The sequence below is a fragment of the Bacteroides sp. D55t1_190419_B8 genome (assembly GCF_015558905.1).
In the GTDB taxonomy this organism is placed as follows: domain Bacteria; phylum Bacteroidota; class Bacteroidia; order Bacteroidales; family Bacteroidaceae; genus Bacteroides; species Bacteroides vicugnae.
The window spans coordinates 97,598-111,776 of record NZ_JADMOU010000008.1; the positions used below are offsets into that span (position 1 = coordinate 97,598).

The 14,179-nt window shown below is 40.3% G+C and carries 10 protein-coding genes; all 10 read right to left on the reverse strand.

The window, feature by feature from the left end; all coding sequences use genetic code 11:
- Positions 1 to 22: 22 nt before the first annotated feature.
- Positions 23 to 1,594: a DUF4832 domain-containing protein gene (locus tag I2I13_RS09700; RefSeq protein ID WP_195649355.1), complete on the reverse strand. Its 1,572-nt coding sequence runs from the start codon at positions 1,592 to 1,594 to the stop codon at positions 23 to 25.
- A gap of 72 nt (positions 1,595 to 1,666) precedes the next feature.
- Positions 1,667 to 2,968, reverse strand: a complete 1,302-nt coding sequence (locus tag I2I13_RS09705; protein WP_229128607.1) for a SusE domain-containing protein — start codon at positions 2,966 to 2,968, stop codon at positions 1,667 to 1,669.
- 26 nt (positions 2,969 to 2,994) lie between these two features.
- On the reverse strand, positions 2,995 to 4,923 hold the full coding sequence (locus tag I2I13_RS09710) for a RagB/SusD family nutrient uptake outer membrane protein (RefSeq protein WP_195649356.1): 1,929 nt from the start codon (positions 4,921 to 4,923) through the stop codon (positions 2,995 to 2,997).
- A gap of 12 nt (positions 4,924 to 4,935) precedes the next feature.
- Positions 4,936 to 8,328 carry a TonB-dependent receptor gene (locus tag I2I13_RS09715; RefSeq protein ID WP_195649357.1) on the reverse strand — a complete coding sequence of 1,131 codons (3,393 nt, stop codon included), beginning with the start codon at positions 8,326 to 8,328 and terminating at the stop codon, positions 4,936 to 4,938.
- A 159-nt stretch (positions 8,329 to 8,487) separates the two neighbouring features.
- On the reverse strand, positions 8,488 to 9,603 hold the full coding sequence (locus I2I13_RS09720; protein WP_195649358.1) for a FecR family protein: 1,116 nt from the start codon (positions 9,601 to 9,603) through the stop codon (positions 8,488 to 8,490).
- Between the two features lie 160 nt (positions 9,604 to 9,763).
- Positions 9,764 to 10,312, reverse strand: coding sequence for an RNA polymerase sigma factor (locus I2I13_RS09725; protein WP_195649359.1), 549 nt, complete (start codon positions 10,310 to 10,312; stop codon positions 9,764 to 9,766).
- Positions 10,313 to 10,436: 124 nt separating this feature from the next.
- Positions 10,437 to 11,663: an FtsX-like permease family protein gene (locus tag I2I13_RS09730; RefSeq protein ID WP_195649360.1), complete on the reverse strand. Its 1,227-nt coding sequence runs from the start codon at positions 11,661 to 11,663 to the stop codon at positions 10,437 to 10,439.
- Between the two features lie 17 nt (positions 11,664 to 11,680).
- On the reverse strand, positions 11,681 to 12,013 hold the full coding sequence (gene rbfA / locus I2I13_RS09735) for a 30S ribosome-binding factor RbfA (RefSeq protein WP_004296522.1): 333 nt from the start codon (positions 12,011 to 12,013) through the stop codon (positions 11,681 to 11,683).
- 16 nt (positions 12,014 to 12,029) lie between these two features.
- Positions 12,030 to 12,686, reverse strand: coding sequence for an O-methyltransferase (locus I2I13_RS09740; RefSeq protein ID WP_074558041.1), 657 nt, complete (start codon positions 12,684 to 12,686; stop codon positions 12,030 to 12,032).
- A 20-nt stretch (positions 12,687 to 12,706) separates the two neighbouring features.
- Complete coding sequence (gene pyk / locus I2I13_RS09745) at positions 12,707 to 14,164, reverse strand: pyruvate kinase (RefSeq protein ID WP_074558043.1); 1,458 nt, start codon at positions 14,162 to 14,164, stop codon at positions 12,707 to 12,709.
- Between the last annotated feature and the right edge of the window lie 15 nt (positions 14,165 to 14,179).

Consider the following 14,179-nt stretch of genomic DNA (forward strand, 5'->3'; position numbering starts at 1 on the left):
ACTTTTCTTCTACATGTTTTACTTAATTCACCGTAATGGTCTTCAACTTCAACCAGCCGGAATTCAACAGATTATCATCCTGATTCACTGCCATTTCAAGTCCGATCTCATTGTCCTTGGTTACGTCTACCAGACCTACAGCCCATGAATAAGCACCTACGGAAACGCCTTTCATACTCAATTTGGTAGTATAGGTGGTCGGAGCTTCCTTCAGCCAAGTAGACAAGTCGCTTTGCTCGTCCACAAATATCTTTTTCACTTCATTATTATCATTCAGCAATGCAAAAGCCACTTTATACTTCTGATTCCAAGCCTTGATATTAGTAGGACAATATCCCCAGCCCATGTTGCGCCAGCGATGAACAATAGTGACATCCTGACCACCATTTACCGAGACAGGCAAAGAAACCATATCCGGATAGAGGCGATATCCCCCTTCCGCTATAAAGCGCTGCACATAAGAGAAAGCTTTTTCAAACCATGATTCTGTTTCTCCCAAACGGAAGTCCATCGTATTGACACATTCCAGCATGGAATCTTCAAACTCTCCTTTGCGGACATCTTCAGGATGACCTTCCCGATAACGATAGGCATCATCAAAATACCAATAACGATGCGTGTCGGTAACCCATCCACCTTCCATTATAATAGGAAGCTTATATCTCCATTTTCGAGCAATGCTTTTCTCCCAATCCTTGTAATAACCGCTCATTCCAAAAGCGTCGTGACGCAGGATGTATCCGTTATTGATGGCTATATTCAGTAACGGTTCTGCATCAGGCGGCACTGTCTCTTGCCATGAATCCTGGTAGGTATCCCCCAGCATACGATGATAGTTAATCACCAAGGGCACTTTCGTGAAACAACGTGCATACAATGCAGTAATCCATTCCATTACCGGAAACTTGTTCTCATTGTTGGCATAAACCATAGCATGCGACTCTCCCCATTTACCCAATCCGTAACCATCAATAAAGTCCACCTTATCGGGGTCATCATATTGGCTTCCAAAAGCTTCGACAAAATCTTCATAGTGTTTCTGAAATACTTTATCATCAGGATACGGACACTTATTATTTTCGTTATTATACCATTTGCAACCATCGTCGAACACAAATTCTGGTGTGTTCTGCGTCTGGTCACGTCCATCTACCAGTACACGAAAAGCAATACGTAACCCCCTATCATGTACACTTTTAATGATGCGTGAGATATCAGAGTTAGGATCGTCCCAGGCATATTTTCCCTTTTGGGGTTCCAGTGTCTTCCAATTCGTACGCAAGTAGCAGGAGGAGGCGTAATCAGAGACCTTCACGTATTTTGCCAAATCGGGCACATACATATGGTCGTAGCCTCTTTCTTCCCAAAATGTCTCGTTTTTCTCACGAGCCAAATACAGCACCCAGCCATTCAAAGGATTCCGAAGAACACGTGTCTTATTAGGGTTAATCCGCACCGTGACATTCTCAGCAAGCAAATCTCCATCACCAGTATTTTCCGTCTCACTTTCGCTATTCGAGCAAGCAATTGCTACCATAGCCCCGAAAAGCAACACGCCCAAAGGCATCATTATTCGTTTACAGTTCATTCTCATATAGTTATTCTTTAAAAAGGAGGATATGCCGCCCTAAAAACAGGGCAAGCACACCCTCTTCAATAAATGACTTTAATATTCGCTCATGTATATTCGCATATTTCTTAAGTCGACGATAGTCAGCAATGGTCTCATATACCATGTGAACATAGCCTCACGATACTGCTCACGGGCCTCACTTTCCGCATGGATAGGTGTCCAAGTGTTCAGCTTCAGTTCTTGCTTGTATTTCCATCGGCTATCACTCTGATCCAATGCAAGTATATCATCAGGAATTACAGGAACAAGACACCATGAGAAATGAGGACCACCGGGGTAACCGCCTTCGAAATGCGGGACATCAAGAACGAACTTACCGTTTTCTTTTTTATCCGAACCGCCTCCCCAGGCAGAAGTCCATGAAATCTTGCCGACAAGCAGTTGCGGATCGGCCAAACTCGGTTTGAAGCCGCCGCCCTTTAGGTCATTACCCCACATAGTAATGTCACCATATGCCCAAAGATTAGTAACCTCCACATCATGCCATCCATCCAGTTTATCCACAAAGTGCGCCTTATATGGTTCCAGCTTCTTATCCGGTGAGTAGATTTTCAGTTTCCGGGTTTCTGTATTCAATATTACACGATATTCTCCATCCTTAGGCAAGTTCAACATCGCAGGCTCATCTCCCAATACAACATCTACCTCTTCACCGTCTACCCAATTATCAACACCTTCTGCCAACTGAATATAAGTATCACCTTGCTCAGTTTCTAAAGTGATCCCTATCTCACCTTGTACCAAATCTTGTACAAATGCATACTGGAATTCATTCTCTACTGTCTTACTCATTACCAACTTGTCATTGTCGGTAGAAGTACCGGAGAGAACAATACGATCAGCTTCCCACACCAACGGACGATAAGGACGTACATTTACAGTAACAGTACGCACTTCGGGCATTGCATAACGAGGACCACCCTCCCACTTTGCAATGACACGGAACTGCACAGGCACTACTTTGGAGTAATTCTGCCCCCACTTATCCACCAGCAACATTTGCAGTTCTTCAGTGGTATAACTCTTATTGAACACCCCATAGTCCTCATCAACACGCACACAACTCTCAAACTCATGTCCTTCGATATCTATCTTGGTCACATAAGAGAGAACATATTCTTCGGGCATCTCACGAGCAGGCGTCCACTCAAAACTCAGTGCCACATTATTCGGCTTGTCTCTGTCCAGTTCTATATCCGTAGCCGAAACAGTCAGTTCCATTTTCTCACCAGGGTTGATGAGCCACGTCAAGTCTGCTTCCTTCTCCTCCTTACATCCGCCAAGGATAAACAGTACTACCAATGACAGATATTTATAAAATAATTTGTTTCTCATATTTCTTATTGATTTTATAGTGTTAATCAATTCATCCAGCCCGGCATCTGTTTTAGATTCGGATTCTTGTCTATCTCATCTTGGGGTATTGGCCACCAATAGCTGATAAACTTACGAGTCTGATAAGATACCCGTTTATAAAAGTCATCTCTATTGTCCTTTTCTGCCAACATATTCATACCATAGAAGTTGCCATTCAGCACATTCTCCGCCTCTTTCCAACGACGTAAATCGAACCAACGCAAACCTCCCTCACAATTCATCTCAACTCTTCTCTCGCGACGAATCAGTTTCCGCATCTCCTCCTCGTCGGCAGGAATTCCAAGACCAGATGTCCCATACTGAGGAATACCGGCCCTTTCACGAATCTTGTTGACGTATTTTACAATATCTTCTTTCTCCGAATTGTAAGTACCTTTGGCAATACTATACTCGAGTGCTGATTCCGCATAACTCAAATAAGCCTCGGCGAGGCGGTAAAGGATTCCCTGGCGTGACTTATAAGTACCCGTATTTGTTGAGTGAACAAAAGTTGGGTCCACGTGCTTACGAATCAAATAACCAGCCGACGGATTATCATGTGACGGCTGTCCGTCTTCCCCATTAAAGAAAAAATTTGTCGCTTTCCCTTTTCCCCAATGGTATTGTTCGTTGTAGACTACCGATATATAAAAACGAGGTTCACGATTGCAGTACATATTAAATGTATTCTTCGGGGCAACCACATGAGAATCACCACTAGCGCTGGCACCTGCCACAGCATAATGCCAGTTGGTGGCACGTACATCATCTTCGGTAGAGTAACCAGTTTCACTGTATTCAGTTTCTGCATTAATGACAGCTGTTTGTGTATTGCCACTATTGTTGTATCCTAAAATAGGCATTTTACCATCCTTCATAAAAAAGTCATCCACCAGTAACTGAGTAACACCTAGCGAACCTAAACCACCAGCACCACGAGGAAGAGCACAATCATCAAACCAACCTGCGTTATCTTTGGTACGCGGAAAGATAATTTCCGTATTGCCTTCTTTGTAAGTTTTCATCATCATGTTCTGATACGAAAGAAACGGATCTATGGTGACCCCATCAGACAGATATTCTTTATATAGAGTGTGCCCTGCTTTCTCTGCCTCTTCTATCAGCAATTTATTAGCATCTTTCGCCCTTTTCCAATGATTCGATTCGGGAGTTGCACTAAAGATTTTCACACCATCCACATTGGTCATCGCTTGCATTTCCGGATCAGGATTACCATTCACCAAATCGCTGGCGGCAAACGTCAGCAGGCGGGCACGAATAGCCAGGCAAATCAACGAGGTGATACGACCGTATTTATTGGCTTCATCATAAGAAGCAGGCAACTGGCGGGAAGCTTCCAATAACTCATTGGCAGCCCAGTCCACCACATCATAAAAAGGCTCTTGCTTCAACAACAAAGATTCACCGGATATCTCTTCTGCTGCCTCACGGATAATAGGCACTCCACCATAGGTCATCGCCATCATAGCGTGATAGTAAGCGATAAAGAAACGGCACTCTGCCTTCATGTAATTAATTTCCTTTTCAGATACATCAGGCAAAGGATGTGCATATTTAATGAGAGTATACGCCTGACGAATAGCCTGTGGGTACGTTGACCAATAAGTCACCACACCCGGATTAATAGGTGTCCAGTTTCCATTCTGATACTGAATTGCCTTAAAACCCTGTGATTCCCATCCTGTAGAAGGAGCCAATTCATCACCAATAGCATCCGGTCCGTCGTAAATATAAAATTCAGGCATTACAATGTAGAGATAGGATAACCAACGTTCCAAATTAGTTTTATTAGCAAATACATTCTCCAACGTCAGTTGATCGTCCGGTTGCTTATCCAAATAATCAGAACAGGACGCTAAAGGTAATATCCCCAAAACACCCAATAAAATATATGCAATAATTCTATTTTTCATATCATATTAATTTTAGAAAGTAATATCAAAACCTACCGACACAGATTTCATGGCTGGATATTTAGCACCGTCACCGGTTGCGAGCTCCGGATCCCACAAATCAAACTTGGAAAAAGTCAGCAAATTCGTTCCACGCACGAAAACACGAGCATTGGAAATCACAAATCCCTGTAACCATTTCTTCGGACAAGAATATCCCAATTCCACATTTTTCAGGCGCAGGAAACTCATATTACGCAGCCACCAGGTAGATTTCTGACTATTATTGGCATTCGGCCCGTAATCGGCACGCGGATAAAATACATCCTGACTTTGGTTATCCACTGTCCAACGATCCTGATAGTTGTCAAAGATATTATACATAGATCCCTTATTGGATGCTGGCATAATATTCGAAGAAAGAATACGCCAAGTACGTCCGATACCTTGAAACATAGCTCCAAAATCAAGATCTTTCCAACGTAAATTCACTCCGAATCCATAAACAATTTCCGGATTTTCAGTACCTCCGATAGCCATTTGGTCATAAGTGTCGATAACTCCGTTCTGATCCAAATCCACATACTTAATATCGCCCGGACGGACTTTTGCCGTAAAGGTCTGTGTAGGGATACCCTCTTTTAGCACCTGTTCTCCCGCAGCATTGGTAGTAAAATCATCTTCCGTAAACAGACGGTCGTGTACATACCCAAAGAGCTGTCCCACCGGATGACCAGTTTCAGCACGTGTCGTTCCGATTGTACCCAAAGGTTCGTCTTTATCAATAATTTCATTGTGAGCATAAGTGAAACTTCCCATCAAACCGAGGAAGAAATCTTTGCCAATTTGCTTGTTGAAGTTCAGCGTCACTTCCGCTCCTTGATTTTTCACCTTACCACGATTACTCCACGGTTTTCTATAAAAACCTGATGTAGCAGGAATTGAATTCAACTCTACAAGAATGTTATTACGGCGCTCATCAAACAAATCGACCTGCAAATCTACCATACCATTAAACAATCCCAATTCCAAACCAACGTTAGCCTTGTTCACAATTTCCCAAGTTAAATCAGGAATTCCGAAATCGCCTTCTACCATACCATTGCGTCCGTAATCCCCATCCAATCCCCAACGGTACAAATAAGGAACATCATCCCATTGATCAAGAATTGTGGAAATGTAAGCAAAACGACGCCCTTGCAGATTAGCGTTACCTACCTGACCGTAAGAAGCACGTAACTTCAATTTAGATATCGTATTGCGAAGCGGTTGCATAAATGATTCTTCTGAAACAATCCAACCAACAGCAGCTGAGGGGAAGAATCCGTAGCGTTTTCCTTTGGCAAAATTTTCAGTACCGTTATATCCAAAATTGAATTCGGCTACATACCTACCATTATACGTATAGGAAGTACGTCCTGCCAACCCCTGATTGCGATAAGGCAATGCAGCCCCATCATCATAATGACGGCGATTAAACAACAACATAGCCGAAACCGCATGCTTATTGACAAATGTACGATCGTAATTTAAGCTTGCTTCCATATAGATACTCTTGTTACCATACTCTGCCGATGTAGAGGTACCCAAGAAGTTACTTCCTTGTTGTTTTAGGGCTAGAATCAATTCTCCCTCTTCATTTCTACCGCTAGCGGCATTCCAATATTCTATAGTTTTAGAGCGAGTCACTTTACCTGTAGAATAACGATCGAACGAGAATGTTCCTCTCAGTTTCAAGCCAGGAGTTAAAAACTTCAAATCCTGCTCTAAAGAAAACAGTGTCTCAATTTTACTAGCACTAGAACGTGCGAAGCCTCTCTGAGTAGCCATTGCCCAAGGATTACCTTCTTCTTGCCATGCAGGAATTTCACCAGATGAATAGCGAGTGGGGAACATAAACGGAGTAAAACGGAACGCCCGACTGAAAATTTGATCTGTACTTTCAGGCGAGGAATTACGGTCCTGAAGATAACCACCGATGTTAAAACGAACTTGAGTAGTGGGAGAAAGTTTCAAATCTACATTGGAACGTACGTTGTAACGTTGTAGCTTGATAGTAGGGTCCCAGTCCAGACTCTTGTCACGTGTCAGAATACCACGTTCGTTATAAACTGCGGCCACAAACGAATAGCGTAAATTCTCCGAACCACCGGATACGTCTACTGTAACACGCTGGTTGGCAGCGTGATCTCTAGAAATAGCGTCAATCCAATTAACGTCCGGGTACAAGTCAGGATCATATCCTGCACGGGTTTTGGCAATCCGATCGGCATACATCGGAGACTGTCCGGTATCCACTAGTACATCATCCAGCAACTGCATATAATCGGCAGCACCAATATAATTAGGTAGCTTTATCGGCTGTGTGAATGCAAACTCCGACTTCACCACCACACGAGGTTTACCTACATGTCCGCGCTTAGTATTAATCAAAATTACGCCATTGGCACCACGTACACCGTACACTGCGCTGGCAGCTGCATCTTTCAATACGGAGAAAGATTCGATTTCCTCCACGTCAATGTTATCCAAACTACGTTCGATGCCATCTACCAGCACCAACGGGTCCTTACCTACATCCTGAAAGGTACTGATACCACGAATCCAGAATGAAGAGTTATCGTATCCCGGTTCTCCAGAACGTTGTACACCAATTACACCAGTCACTGTACCAGCCAAATTATTACTCAATGATCGTGAAGTAGAAACATTCAACTTTGCAGGCTCAATAGTCGTAATAGAACCGACTACAGATTCTTTCTTCTGCGCACCGTAAGCTACAACAACAACTTCGTCCAACTGACCGACATCTTCTACCATTATTACATTCAACACCCTACGATTATCGACCTTTTCGTTCTTCGGCACAAAGCCTATATAACGGAAAGAAAGTTCAGCATATTTATCCGGCACAGCAATACTATATGCACCATTCATATCTGTTATCGCATTTACCGTAGAATCTGTTTTCATGAAAATTGAAACACCAATTAAGGGTTCACCCTTCTCATCAGTAACGTTACCTACAACCTTAAAACCTTTAACCTGCTTTATCGCAGGAGCTTGTTCTGGCACTGAAATTGTAATCTGTCTTCCCGACATTTTATAATTTAGTCCTGTCTTTGAAAACAACTCATTGAGTATAGCATCTATTTTCTTATTGGAAACTGAAATGGAGACTTTATTATTCAGATTCTTCTGAACAACTTCTGAATATATAAAAATATATTTACTGTGTTTTTCGATATAATCTAAGATATCTTTAACTGTAGTATTCTCATATTGGACTGAGAATAAATCTTCTTCAGAGTTCCAACTAATAAAGCTTACTCCGAATGAAGATGTTGGAATCATAAAAAAGACATTTATTATGCAAAAAAGCTTAAGCCTTTTCTTTAGATGTAAAAAAATAGTTTTCTTTACCATAAAAATTTCTTTTTAGGTTAACAATTTTGGATTTATTGATTTAACTAAGGAATTAATATCGGATAAATACGCCAATATTTATCCGATTTTTTTTTGTGCGTCATAATATTCATTTGTTTCTCATAGGCAAGCGTATTTAAAAGATTAATTAAAAAAATATTATTTATTCAAGTATATACTAGTACTACTCTTTTCTACTTTAAATGGAAGTGTTTGTTGAATACATTCAATCACTTCATCTATATCATCTTTCAAGTCAAGTTTTCCGTAGACCTTCTCTTTACCAACAAGAGGATCACATTGAATAGACAGACCATAATAAATACTCAATCTTTGAATAATTTGAGACAAATCATTTCCATTCAATAGCATAATACCATCTACCCAACTTATATATTCTGCTACATCTACTTTCTTTTGAGAAGTTATTGTACCATTAGCTATATTCAACAAGTCATTAGGAGTCAGCTGTGCCTTTCTCTCATTTTTATCAGTTACTTCCACAGCACCTTCTACTAGCACGATATTAGTTGTTCCTCCTTTATAATTGGAAATATTAAATTTGGTGCCTAACACTCGCAAGCTAAAGTCTTCAGATTCAACAACAAAAGGATGTTTTTTATCATGAGCAACCTCTAAAAACACCTCTCCCTGAGCATATATTTTACGAATATCACCTTTGAAACGACGAGGATAAATTACTTTTGATTGAGAATTTACAATCAGGTGGGTACCATCCGATAATTCGATTCGTGCTCTCTTACCCGGCGGAACAAGCAATTGATTATATTCCTGTTCATCCTTAACTTTTTCCTCTTCCTCTTTGATTATTTGAGAATTGACTGCAACTTTCCCTTCTTTTGAATATTTGATAAAGGCATCTTCATCTAAATTTAATTGTTCTTTAGCAGTTATAAGAGTTACCTCATCAACAGTCTGACTATCCATCTCTGTTGCAATAGCCTGCAAATCAACATCAGCAGTTGTTGTTTGATTCAGAAAATAAATGGTTGATATACAAATCAAAACTGAAGCAGCAATAGAAGCAGAAGTTATCAAGAAATAGTTCCGTCTGCGCTTCATTGCGTCTTTTCGCATTCTTATGCACGTTCTTTCTATTATGGAAGAAGCATCAATTTTCTCTTGTTTGCAGCTTTCCCAAAAGAATCTCAACTTCTCACCTTCAGGTATAGTAGTAAAATCATCCTCAAGTTCCTCCTGAGAATTCAATTTACCAAATAAATTTGCAAGGCGAAAGTATTCTTTCAAGTTCATAATCTTTTTAGTGTTGTTCTATAATTAAAGACGCAATTTAAAAAAGAATCTCCTAGTTAAAATGAACTTTTTTTCATTTCCTCCCCAAAAAGCACTTAAAAACAAAGTCTTTTTTGGATTAGCAAATGATATACAGAGAAATAGAGAAGAAATAAAAAGATTATTTTCGAAAGTGGATATTTAGTTTTTTAGCAATTTCTTCCAATGCAAAAGCTATATGATTATTTATAGTCTTCACAGATATATCTAATAACGCCGCAATATCTTTATAAGGTAAGCCTTCTATTTTTGCCAGAAAAAAAACATGTTTACATTTAGGTGGTAGTTGTTGAATAGCATCGTTTATTTTCTCCATTTCCTCTTTACTAATCATCTCCTCATCTGGTGATTGAATTGGATCAAATATAAAATCCCCTATATCATCAAGCAACAAATCTGTTTTAGCCGTTCCTTTCCTCAAATAAGAAATAGCTTTTCTATAAGTTATAGTCTGTATCCAAGCATTCATATTTTCTATATCAGCCAAAGTTTTTCTATTTTTCCAAACTTCATAAAAAACATCACTCACAATTTCTTCAGCTGGTTCCTTTTGGCCAATCAAAGCATATACATAATGATATAAACGCGAAGAATAATGCTCCATAAAACGGCAAAAAGCCGTTTCATCACCGTTTACTATTCTGTCTATGTCGTTACTTTCAGGTTTCACGGAAGTGTTTTACAGATTATTCTTAATTAACAAAATTGAGCCAAATATAATGGTATATTAGGAAATATAAAAATAAAAGACGAATTAAAAGTTATCAATTATAGAAAATTTTATACAACAAATACTACAAAAGCCTTTTACTTAAATAACGCACTGGATACCATACAGAAAGGAAACCGACAGCTAAGACTGTCACAAAGATTAGTACTACATCCCATACATGAACACTGACAGGATAAGCATCTACAACAAAAGTACCACCACCGCCTCCCAATGAAATTATGCCGAATTTCTGTTGGATAAAACATAGGATTAATCCTAAAACAATACCAGAAATAGCACCGAAAAGAGAAATTAAACGACCTTCAAAAAGGAATATCCGGGAAATAAGTTTATCGCTAGCTCCAAGACTTCGCAAAGTCACCACATCATCCTTCTTATCCAGAATTAGCATAGAAAGGGAACCAATTACATTGAAACAGGCTATCATTAAAATAAAAGTGAGGAACAAATAAGAAATTAATTTCTCTATCTCCATAATACGGAAAACATCCGCCTGCTGCTGATAACGGTTTTGAACTACAAAATCATCGCCTAATATATTTTCAATTTTGGATTGTACAGATGAAGTATTTACATTAGGTTTCAATTTCAATTCCATCGCAGAGACTTCTGTGGTATAATCCAGAAGCTGACGAAGAAAATCAAGAGAAGTCAGAATATATTTTCCATCATATTCTTGCTGATTCACCACAAATACGACACCTGGAGAATACAGATAATCACGGTTAAAAGAAGCGCCGGGATTTGCCATGTTCACTTTGGCATTTCGCTTGGGAAGATATACCTGAAGAGGATCGACAAACTCCAAACCAGTTCCCAAGGTCGCAACCAATTCCACTCCCATGACGCCATAATTCACGATCGAATCATGAAGAACAAATTCTCCCGCGCCATAAAGTATGCTGTCTATGGCTGTCAGTTCTTCAAAATTATCCTCCACCCCTTTTAGTACAACCATAGCCTGACGGTCCTTGTATTGCACCATTGCATTCTCTTCGAGCGTCTCTGTAAACACCTCCACTTCAGGAAGCGCACAAACGGCACGAATCCGTTCATCTTGTGCATCAAAAACCTTTCCTTCACGGACCGTAATTTTCAACTGCGGATCAAAAGCCGTAAAAAAGCTGGCCACCATATCCTGAAAACCATTAAAAACAGAAAGAGTGCAAACCAAAGCAAGTGTAGCAAGAGCCACCCCACATACGGAAATGCCGGATATGATATTAATAGCATTATGCTTTTTCTTTGAAAAAAGATAACGCCTGGCTATATAAAAAGGAAAGTTCACCTCTGCAATGAGTTATTTCACTTCAGCAATGAATCTATTTTCTCAATATAATCCAATGAATCATCCACGAAGAATTTCAGTTCAGGAATGATACGCAATTGGTGACGTACACGAGTTCCAAGCTCATAACGAATGGATTTCATATTGTTATTGATATTCTTCACCATCTCTTCTGCTTTCTCTGAAGGGAAAACACTGAGGTAGACACGGGCAATACTCATATCAGGACTAATGCGAACTGCGCTAACAGAGACCAGTGTACCCGGCATGGACTTTGTTTGAAGCAGGAATATCTCACTTAGTTCTTTTTGCAATAGGCGAGATATCTTATTCTGTCTGGTTGTTTCCATAAAGTTATTTACTATTTTACGATTTACTACTTACTATTTTCTTCCTTATGATCGTTAATCCGTCACGTAAAGGCAATATCACTTTTTCCACTCGCACATCTTCCGCTACCAAATCATTGAAGGCTTTAATACCAATCGTCTGTGCATCCGTGTTGCGAGGCTGTTCGAGAACATGACCGTCCCACAAAGTATTATCAGCAATGATATATCCGCCTGCAGATAGATGCGCTAACGTCATCTCGTAATATTCAATGTACTTACGCTTATCACCATCAATAAAAGCCATATCAAAGGTAACACCTAAACGCGGAACAAGTTCTAAAGCATCACCGATATAAAAACGAATTTTATCGGCAAATGGTGATTTTTCCAACCATGGACGGGTAAAGTCCTCTTGTTCATCATTGATCTCAAACGTATGCAACAGTCCACCTTCCGGCAGACCTTCCGCCAAACAAAGGGCGGAGTAGCCGCTATACGTTCCGATTTCCAATATCTGACGAGGCTGAATCATTGCTACAAACATCTTCAGCATCCGTCCCTGCAAATGCCCGGAAGCCATACGAGGACGAAGGAGCTTTACATGCGTATCCCGATAGAGCGATTTCAAGTAATCGCTCTCGGGATCAATATGCTGCAAAATATATTCATCTATCGATTCGGTTTCCTGCATAAAACTTACCTCTTTAAAAATTAAAGATAACGGTTGTTGTTAGGTAATACAGTCTCCTCTGCATGCTTCAAAGCATCTTCCACTACATTGATTTCGAGGAATGAGGTCTTTGTTCCTGCCTTACCACTACTTAAATAACCTACCATATCGGAAGGCTGCAAACGGCCTTCTTTCAACAGACGGCGCAATGCCGCAAAGTAATATTGCTGTCCGTTAGCCAATTCCGGCATATAGATAGCTTCCACACCATAAGACAAAGCCAAATGACGCATCGTCTTTTCTTTATAACAGATAGCCAACACCGGATACTTTCCACGGAAAGCTGCCAGGTTACGGGCAGTGCGTCCGCTATAGCTATCAGTAATAATGGCACGTATTTTTAGTTTAGAGGTAGCTTTCACTGCCTGTTTAGCAAGGAATGCCGTAACATCATTACTATTCTCATCCAATGGAATACGGATATCATTTTCCTCCAATTTATCTTTTTCAGCCTGGGCAGCAATCTTAGTCATTGTTCTCACAGCCTCTACCGGATACTTACCATAAGCAGTTTCCCCACTCAACATCAATGCATCTGTACGATAGTAGATTGCATTAGCAATATCAGTCACTTCCGCACGAGTCGGACGAGGGTTATTTATCATCGTATGGAGCATCTGAGTAGCAACGATTACCGGCTTCTTTGCCAAAATACATTTGCGAATCAGTACACGCTGGATCCCCGGAATACGTTCCTGAGGCACTTCGATACCCAAGTCACCACGGGCCACCATTACACCATCTGCCACTTCCAGAATTTCATCGATATTATCTACCCCTTCCTGATTCTCAATCTTAGCAATAATCTTGATATCACTATTATGAGCATCCAGAATTTCACGAATATCAAGCACATCCTGACGATTGCGTACAAAAGAATGAGCGATAAAATCAATATCCTTTTCAATAGCGTAAAGGATATTGTTACGGTCTTTTTCCGTTAATGAAGGAAGATTAATGCGAACACCCGGAACATTTACGCTCTTACGGCTTCCCAAAGTAGCATCGTTCTTGACTTCACACAACAAATAATCGTTAGTCTTATCAATAACTTCCAGTTCCAGATCACCATCATCAATCAGGATCGTACCACCGATATTCAGATCGGACACAAAGTTCGGGTATGAAACAGCAATACATTCACGGGTTGTCTCCAAATCCGGATTACCTACAATCTTTACTTTATCACCTGTCTTATATGGAATTGGTTCTGCATTAGCCGTCGTACGAACTTCCGGACCTTTTGTATCCATCAAGATCGCAATACGGTTGGACACAGCACGCACATTTGCAATCAAAGCTTCAAAACCTTCACGGCTAGCGTGCGCTGTATTCATACGCACCACATTCATCCCAGCTTCAAACAACTGTTTTATAAAATCCACATCGCAACGTCTATCCGAGATGGAAGCCACAATTTTAGTCTGTTTCAATAACATAGTCTTTCTACCTAT

Coding starts and splice junctions, on each gene's coding strand:
- pyk (WP_074558043.1), bottom strand. CDS start 14,164: ATGTTATTGAAACAGACTAAAATTGTGGCTTCCATCTCGGATAGACGT.
- I2I13_RS09715 (WP_195649357.1), bottom strand. CDS start 8,328: ATGGTAAAGAAAACTATTTTTTTACATCTAAAGAAAAGGCTTAAGCTT.
- rbfA (WP_004296522.1), bottom strand. CDS start 12,013: ATGGAAACAACCAGACAGAATAAGATATCTCGCCTATTGCAAAAAGAA.
- I2I13_RS09720 (WP_195649358.1), bottom strand. CDS start 9,603: ATGAACTTGAAAGAATACTTTCGCCTTGCAAATTTATTTGGTAAATTG.
- I2I13_RS09740 (WP_074558041.1), bottom strand. CDS start 12,686: ATGCAGGAAACCGAATCGATAGATGAATATATTTTGCAGCATATTGAT.
- I2I13_RS09705 (WP_229128607.1), bottom strand. CDS start 2,968: ATGAGAAACAAATTATTTTATAAATATCTGTCATTGGTAGTACTGTTT.
- I2I13_RS09700 (WP_195649355.1), bottom strand. CDS start 1,594: ATGAGAATGAACTGTAAACGAATAATGATGCCTTTGGGCGTGTTGCTT.
- I2I13_RS09710 (WP_195649356.1), bottom strand. CDS start 4,923: ATGAAAAATAGAATTATTGCATATATTTTATTGGGTGTTTTGGGGATA.